Here is a 7,295-nt window from a genome sequence, read left to right as displayed (position 1 = left end):
GGTGGCGCAGGCGGTGGTGAGCAGCAGATTGTTCAGCACCAACGCCCCTTCCCGCGAGATCGGCGCGAACAAGCCGCCCTGCTTCAGTGACGCCGCGCGCGCCGCAAACAGCGTCAGGCTGCCGCCGATGAAGACGCAGAGAATGAGCAGGATGAAGACGCCCCGGGTCGGATCGGTGGCGAAGGCATGCACCGAGGTCAACACGCCGGAGCGGACCAGGAAGGTGCCGAGCAAAGACAGCGAAAAGGTCAGGATCGACAGCAGGATGGTCCAGACCTTCAGCGCATTGCGCTTCTCCATCACCAGCGCCGAATGCAACAGCGCGGTGCCGGCCAGCCACGGCATCAGGGAGGCGTTCTCGACCGGATCCCAGAACCACCAGCCGCCCCAGCCGAGCTCGTAATAGGCCCAGTAGGAACCCATCGCGATGCCGAGCGTGAGGAAGATCCAGGCCATCAGCGTCCAGGGCCGCACCCAGCGCGCCCAGGCAGCGTCGATCCGGCCCTCGATCAGCGCGGCGATGGCGAAGGAGAACGAGATCGAGAAGCCGACATAACCGAGATAGAGCATCGGCGGATGCACCGCGAGCCCGATGTCCTGCAGGATCGGATTGAGATCGCGGCCCTCGAGCGGAGGGTTGGCGATCCGCGCGAACGGGTTCGAGGTGATCAGGATGAAGAGATAGAAGGCGCTGGCGATCCAGGCCTGCACGCTGAGCACGCGCGCGCGCAGCGACAGCGGCAGGTTGTTGCCGAAGGCTGCGACCAGGCCGCCGAACAGCGCCAGGATCGACACCCACAACAGCATCGAGCCCTCGTGATTGCCCCACACGCCGGTGATCTTGTAGATCAGCGGCTTCATCGAGTGCGAGTTCTCGACCACGTTGACGACCGAGAAGTCCGAGGTCACGTGCAGCGTGACCAGCGCCAGGAACGAGCCGCCGACAAACAGCAGCTGCGCCAGCGCCGCCGAGCGCGCGACATTCATCAGCGCGGGATCACGCAGGCGCGCGCCGATCAACGGCACGGTGGATTGGATCAGCGCCAGGCCGAGCGCCAGCACCAGCGCATAATGTCCGCCCTCTGCAATCACTGCGTCGCTCCTGCGTTGCGCTCGGCGCCGTCGCGCATCGAGACCGGGGCCGGCTTAGCGGCGTCCTTGGCGGCGGCCGGCTTGCCGTAATCGTCCTTCCAATGGCCCTGCTTCTTCAAGGCGTCGGCGACCTCCTTGGGCATGTAGGTCTCGTCATGCTTGGCGAGCACGGTGTCGGCCTTGAACACGCCGTTCGCATCCAGCGCGCCTTCGGCGACCACGCCCTGCCCTTCACGGAACAGGTCCGGGAGAATGCCCTTGTAGGCGACCGGCAGCTTGGCGCCGCCATCGGCCACCTCGAAGGTGACCGCAAGATCCTGGCCGCGCACCAGCGAGCCCGGCTGCACCAGGCCGCCGAGCCGGAACCGCTTACCCGGCCCGACATGCTTTTCCGCGACCATGGTGGGCGTCGAGAAGAACACGATGGAGTCGCGCAGCGCATTCAGCACCAGCGCTGCCGCTACCGCGAGCACGGCGAGCGCACCGCCGATGATCGTCAACCGCCTTTGCTTGCGTGTCATCCCAATATCCTGACCGCGGGAGCTACCCCGTCATCCATCCAAGCCGAGCGCCTTGAGCCCCTCGTTGAGCTGCCGCAAATGCTCGGCATCATTGGCAACCGCCTGGCGGGCCTCCGACAACGCACTTTTGGCCTTGTCGACATCCCCCATCACCATATAGGCGCGCACCAGCCGCAACCATCCCTCGACGTCGTCGCCATTCTGCTTCAGCCGTGTGGCAAGACGATCCACCATGCCGCGGATCATTGCCTCACGATCGCCGTCATTCATGGCCTTGGCAGCAGCCATGGTCTCGGCGGGAAGCGCCGGGGCTTCAGCGCCCGCCGGGGCCTCGCCGCCGCCGACCCGCTTGAGCGAAGCGGTGACCAGCGGCCGCCATGGCGCGTCCGCCGGCGCCTTGGCGAGCATCGCCCGCCAGATCGCCGCAGCGTCGGTCTTGCGTCCATCCTGCTCGGCCGCAAGCCCCAGGAAATAATTCGACTTCGGCTCGTCGGCGTCGAGCGCATGCGCCCGCTCGAACTCGGTCTTGGCGTCGGCGGTGACCACGCCGCCGGCGCTCGCCGTGATCACTTCGCCGAGATCGGCCCGAAGCGCGGCCTTGTCGCCGCCATACGTGATCGCGTTGCGATAGGCGCGGATCGCATCGTCGGGACGGCCGAGCCGGGCCAGCACCGGCGCCAGCACATTCCAGCCCCGCGCGTCGGTGGGATTCTTCTGCAGATGCTGCTCGACCTGGTTCACCAGCGCCTCGAGCGGCTGCGATCCGTTCGATGGCCCGGTCCGCGCGACCAGCGGAAAATCGGGCAGCAGCGGCGAGCCGAGCGGCAGATAAACGCCGAGCACGACCACCGGCAGGCCGACCAGCGCCAGCACGGCCGCGATGCGGCGCATGCCGAGACTGTTGCCGGCCGGCGCATCCTGCGCCTGGTCCGCGGCCGCAAGCAGCCGGCGGCCGATCTCGACGCGGGCCGCCTCCGCCTCAGCCTTGCCAATCAGGCCGCTGGAAAGATCGCGTTCGATTTCCGCCAGCTGGTCCTTGTAGACCGCGACTTCTTCCCCGCTGGCAGCCTTGCGCGCGCCGAGCCCCAGGGGCAGCAGGACGGCGAAGATCGCCGCGGCCGTCATCAGCGCAAACACGAACCAAGGGGTCATCAGGCGGGGTTTCCAGCGGCGCTCACCGGCAAGCAACCGTGCGCCGCTTTTAGCCAGCGCCGCTGCTTGCGGCAATTCACAATTGGCCGCTTGGTAGCGCAGCGGGAAAACGCAAAAAACTCAGGAACACTACGTAGTTAGGCGATCTCGAACTCGGCGCTCTTGGCCACATGGTCGCCATGACCGTTCAACGCCATCAGGAAATAGGTTCCCGGCTTGACCGATGCCGGCAGCCGGATCCGCAAGGATCCGACCGGCATCGGAGAGGTGATCGTGGTGACCGGATCGGCCAACTGGGTCCCGCTTGCTCGATCGACCAGGACAACCTTGGCTTTCACCATCAGGTTGCGATAGGTGACGGAAACAACGCGGTTTTCGAGTTCGACGAAATTCAATACGGAAATCATGATCGTAATTAAAATCAGTTGTTTGCCAACAACTGCGTACGTACGCGCGAGAACACGCCGCGGTCAACCGGTAATTGTTCCAGTCGGTCGTGCTAAGATGTCGTGCTAAATCGCGTATTAACTATTAGCCGGCGCGCGACGTCTTGCGTTCGCCACTCTTGGCATTGTCCGCGGCCCGGCTCATCAGCGCGGCGTAGTCGTGACCGAACAGCACGTCGCAGAACTTGATGGCGGCGGAGACCTGCGACTGCCGATAGGCGCGCGCCCGGGCGTCGCCTGATCGCAGCGATTGCACCAGCGCTTCGGTGGCCTTCTCGACATATTGCTGCAGGTCGGAATAGGTGCGCAGCGTCACCTCGTTGATCGCGAGCTCGCTCGCATAGGTCCGGCACACCGCCACGAACTCGATCAGCGCCGCCACCTCATCGACTTCGCTGGTGTCGACCCCCGCTCCCGGCGGAATGTCCTTGTCGGCGCGCTGGCGCAGGATGCGTCGGACGCGGCCGGGGACGCTGTCGATCTCGGACTGCAGCGCATTGGAGATGTCGGCCCGGATCGCGGTGAGCTGCTTGCCCCAGGTCGATTCACTGCGCAGATCGAGCTCGGTGCGCAGGCCGCGGACGCCGTCGTGCAGGGTCTTCAGCGTGTCGCCGAGATTGGTGAAATGGCCGCGCCTGATGTCGGCGCGCAATCCCGCCGCCAGGCTGGCCAGGTCGTGCAGCGCCATCGTGACCGCGACGCCGTAAGCAGTCGCAGCCACCCGGATCTCGTCGTCGGATGCGGCGATCTTGATCGCCAGGCGGATGATCTGCCAGGGCGCGACCAGCCGCTGCGTCACCAGCGACAGCGCGAAGGGCAGCATCTGCGGGGTCTGCAGCGAGGGCACGTTGATGGCCTCGGTGACCGAGGCGATCTGGGAATCCCCGAGCGCGCGGATCATGCCGGGAAGCCGGCCATTGAGACCGTCAAGAGCTTCGCGGTTCTGCAGCACCAGCGCGATCGGCAGCAGGTCCTCGATCACGGTCGGTGTGCCGATACGGGCCAACGCGCGCTGACGGTCGCCGGTCGCGTTCGGCCCTACCAGCTTGAGCAGCGCCTCGGCGGCCGCGAGCTGCAGCTTCCGGCAGGCGACCTCGGCTTCGCGCGAATTCTCGCCGTGGGCCGATATCGCATCCTCGTAGTCGCGGGTCTTCTCCGGCGCACCTTCGCGGCCGAGCCATTGCCAGACTGGCATCAGCGAGGACCTGCGGATCTGCCCGGGCCGGATTGATCCAGTGCTATCGGTCAGAAACGGCTCGATCGGGCGATACAGGCGCCGCGGCGCGTCGCCATGCTCGCGCCGCTCCGGCGCCGTGGGCTTGCTGTCCGTGCGTGCCGGGCTGTCGGTCCGAATCACCTTGCGCAGCTGCTCAAGCACGAGCGTCGCGACGGCCACATCCTGCCCGCGCTCGATCGCCCGTTCGAATTCCCGCATCAGCAGCGCCTGCGCATTCGCCGGCAGCTGGCCGAGATATTCCCTTAACCGTTCTTGAGCTGTCTGAACCATGTGCCGGCATGCACTTCAACGCGGGCGATGCACCAAGCGCGTCCCCGTTCGCTCAGCATAGGGGCCGCGGTATTAAGAACCCCTTTAGGGTCATTGCATTTGCTTAGATCGCCGGCAGCCTCAATTCGGCCCGCAAGCCGCCGATCGGCGCATCCGAGAGCGTCAGGCTACCGCCATAGAGCGCAGCCAGGTCGCTGACGATCGACAGCCCCAGCCCCGACCCCGGCTTGGACTCGTCCAAGCGCTGGCCGCGGCGCGAGACCTGGGCGCGCTCGGCCGCCGACAGCCCGCGCCCGTCATCGTCGACGATGATCCGCAGCATCGGCGCGGCGCCGGCCTGCGCCAGCGGCACCGCCGCCGCCTCGATCGAAACCCGGGACGAGGCCCATTTGCAGGCATTGTCGACCAGGTTGCCAGCCATCTCCTCGAGATCCTGCCGTTCGCCGCGGAATCTGATGTTCGGATCGGTCGTGGCCTCGACCACGATGCTGCGCTCGCGATAGATCTTTTCCATCGTCCGCCGGAGCGCCTCGATCGCCGGCGCCACCTCGGTCACGGTGCCGACGATGGTCACGCGCGCGGCAAGCCGGGCCCGTTCGAGATGATGGGTGACCTGGTCGCGCATCACATCGGCCTGCTCCATCACCTTGGCCGCGAACGGCTCGGCGCGATGCGTGGCAGCTTCATTGACGATCACCGAGAGCGGCGTCTTGATCGCATGTGCGAGATTGCCGACATGCATGCGTGCGCGCTCCACGATCTCGCGGTTGGCCTCGAGCAGCGCATTGGTCTCGCGCGCCAAGGGCGCGATCTCGACCGGAAACTCACCCTCCAGCCGCTCCGCGCGCCCGGAGCGGATATCGGCGATCCCCTCCGAAATCCGCTTCAATGGCGCCAGGCCATAGCGAACCTGAAACAGCGTGGTGAGCAGGAGCACGATGCCGAGCGCGGTGAAGGTGCCACCGAGATAGTAGTCGAAGCTGCGGGTCTCATCGAAGATCTCGGATGCGTCGCCGGCGACGCTGACCAGGAACTTGCCGTCGGCGCCGAGATCGACCGGGCGCTCAACCATCCGCAGCTGCTGGTTCTCGGGCCCCTCGACATAGCCGATCCGAATACCGGCAGCGGACAGCTCGATCCCCTCGTCGTCCAGCTTCGGCAGCTTCTTGTCCCACAGCGAGCGGGAGGCCCGCACGTCCGGCTTGTCGCCATCCGTGCGCGCGATCTGCCAGTACCAGCCGGACAGCGGCAGCTCGAATAGCGGCTCGCCGAGCGACTGGAACTGGCGGTCAGGAGGATCGTCCGGCGTTGCCACCTCGGCGATCAGGGTACGGAGATACAGGTTGAGCCTGCGATCGAAGGCCCGCTCGGTCGCATTGCGGTAGACCGAGGACAGGACGATGCCGGTGATCGCGAGGATAACGACGAGCCACGCGGTCGCGGACAGGAACAGCCGGGTGGCAAGCGAACTTTGGCGCATGAGGGCAAATTAGCGAAAGCGGCGATGCTCGGCCACCCGCAACGACGCTCGCACGCGATCAGGTCCCGGTGGACGGCGGCGGCGTGAGCAGATAGCCGAGCCCCCGCACGGTCTGGATCACGTCGACATCGAGCTTCTTCCGGATGCGACCGACGAAGACCTCGATCGTGTTGGAGTCGCGGTCGAAATCCTGATCGTAGAGATGCTCGACCAGCTCGCTGCGCGAGACCACGCGGCCGACATGGTGCATCAAATATTGCAGCAGGCGGTACTCATGCGAGGTCATCTTGACCGGATTGCCTGACACGGTGACCTTGTTGGTCCGGGTGTCGAGGGTCACCGGGCCGCAGGTCAGCTCGCTCTGGGCATGGCCGGCGGAGCGCCGCAACAGCGCGCGGATGCGCGCCAGCACCTCCTCCAGATGGAAGGGCTTGGCGACATAGTCGTCGGCCCCGGCATCGAACCCCTGGACCTTGTCGCTCCAGCGGTCGCGCGCGGTCAGGATCAGGACCGGCATTGCCCGCCCATTGCGCCGCCAGGCCTCCAGCACCGAGATGCCGTCCATCTTCGGCAGGCCGATATCGAGCACGACAGCATCATAGGGCTCGCTATCGCCGAGATAGTGCCCCTCCTCGCCGTCAAAAGCGCGATCGACCACATATCCGGCATCGGTCAACGCCGTCGTCAGCTGGCGGTTGAGATCCGGATCGTCCTCGACAACGAGCAGGCGCACGCTTGCCTCCACAGGTGAACTGCACGATTTTTGTGCCCTCAAGATGAGCCGGAATGCCGTGAACCGTCCATGAACGGAACCGTCGCGCCGACCTTACTTTTTGGTCATCAAAGCTGCGCCGCGGGTTCGGCGCACCCGATATCGTGCAGATATCTTCGGAGGATATAGACCGTGGAAGCGGCGTCCGGGAAGGCCTCGGGGCGCATCCGGGCAGCTGCGGAGCGCGCACATCGTCGGATCTTGACGGCTGAGAAGGGGGCGCAGGTTCCGACCTCATCCCGCGCATTCACCCTCCGGGTCTTTTGAAGTGCGCACGCCGCGACCGCCCCGGAGCCGCTGCTGCGCGTGCGGCGGCGCCGGTCGG

General features: G+C 66.0%; 8 protein-coding genes. All 8 read right to left on the bottom strand.

Going from position 1 to position 7,295, the window contains the following annotated elements; translation table 11 throughout:
- Nucleotides 1–1,092, bottom strand: a 1,092-nt coding sequence (locus BRAS3843_RS16490; protein WP_035981900.1) for a heme lyase CcmF/NrfE family subunit, incomplete at its 3' end; no start/stop codon positions are given.
- Nucleotides 1,089–1,613 (bottom strand): cytochrome c maturation protein CcmE, encoded by a 525-nt coding sequence (gene ccmE, locus BRAS3843_RS16485; RefSeq protein ID WP_008970092.1) that lies wholly within the window; start codon nt 1,611–1,613, stop codon nt 1,089–1,091. The genes BRAS3843_RS16490 and ccmE, both read right to left, overlap by 4 nt.
- Nucleotides 1,614–1,643: 30 nt before the next feature.
- Complete coding sequence (ccmI, locus tag BRAS3843_RS16480) at nt 1,644–2,765, bottom strand: c-type cytochrome biogenesis protein CcmI (protein WP_008970091.1); 1,122 nt, start codon at nt 2,763–2,765, stop codon at nt 1,644–1,646.
- Nucleotides 2,766–2,902: 137 nt separating this feature from the next.
- Nucleotides 2,903–3,172: a hypothetical protein gene (locus BRAS3843_RS16475; RefSeq protein ID WP_008970090.1), complete on the bottom strand. Its 270-nt coding sequence runs from the start codon at nt 3,170–3,172 to the stop codon at nt 2,903–2,905.
- A 124-nt stretch (nt 3,173–3,296) separates the two neighbouring features.
- On the bottom strand, nt 3,297–4,718 hold the full coding sequence (locus BRAS3843_RS16470; RefSeq protein ID WP_008970089.1) for a hypothetical protein: 1,422 nt from the start codon (nt 4,716–4,718) through the stop codon (nt 3,297–3,299).
- A 103-nt stretch (nt 4,719–4,821) separates the two neighbouring features.
- Nucleotides 4,822–6,198, bottom strand: a complete 1,377-nt coding sequence (locus tag BRAS3843_RS16465; protein ID WP_008970088.1) for a sensor histidine kinase — start codon at nt 6,196–6,198, stop codon at nt 4,822–4,824.
- Between the two features lie 58 nt (nt 6,199–6,256).
- Entirely contained in the window at nt 6,257–6,931 is a 675-nt protein-coding gene (locus tag BRAS3843_RS16460; RefSeq protein ID WP_008970087.1) for a response regulator transcription factor, read from the bottom strand.
- 107 nt (nt 6,932–7,038) lie between these two features.
- A partial coding sequence (locus BRAS3843_RS41885) for a hypothetical protein (RefSeq protein WP_210161394.1) occupies nt 7,039–7,295 on the bottom strand: 257 nt, incomplete at its 5' end.

Origin of the sequence: Bradyrhizobium sp. STM 3843 (assembly GCF_000239815.1) — a bacterium.
In the GTDB taxonomy this organism is placed as follows: domain Bacteria; phylum Pseudomonadota; class Alphaproteobacteria; order Rhizobiales; family Xanthobacteraceae; genus Bradyrhizobium.
The sequence above is the reverse complement of the archived record's forward strand: the minus strand, read 5'-3'. Positions and strand labels throughout refer to the sequence as shown.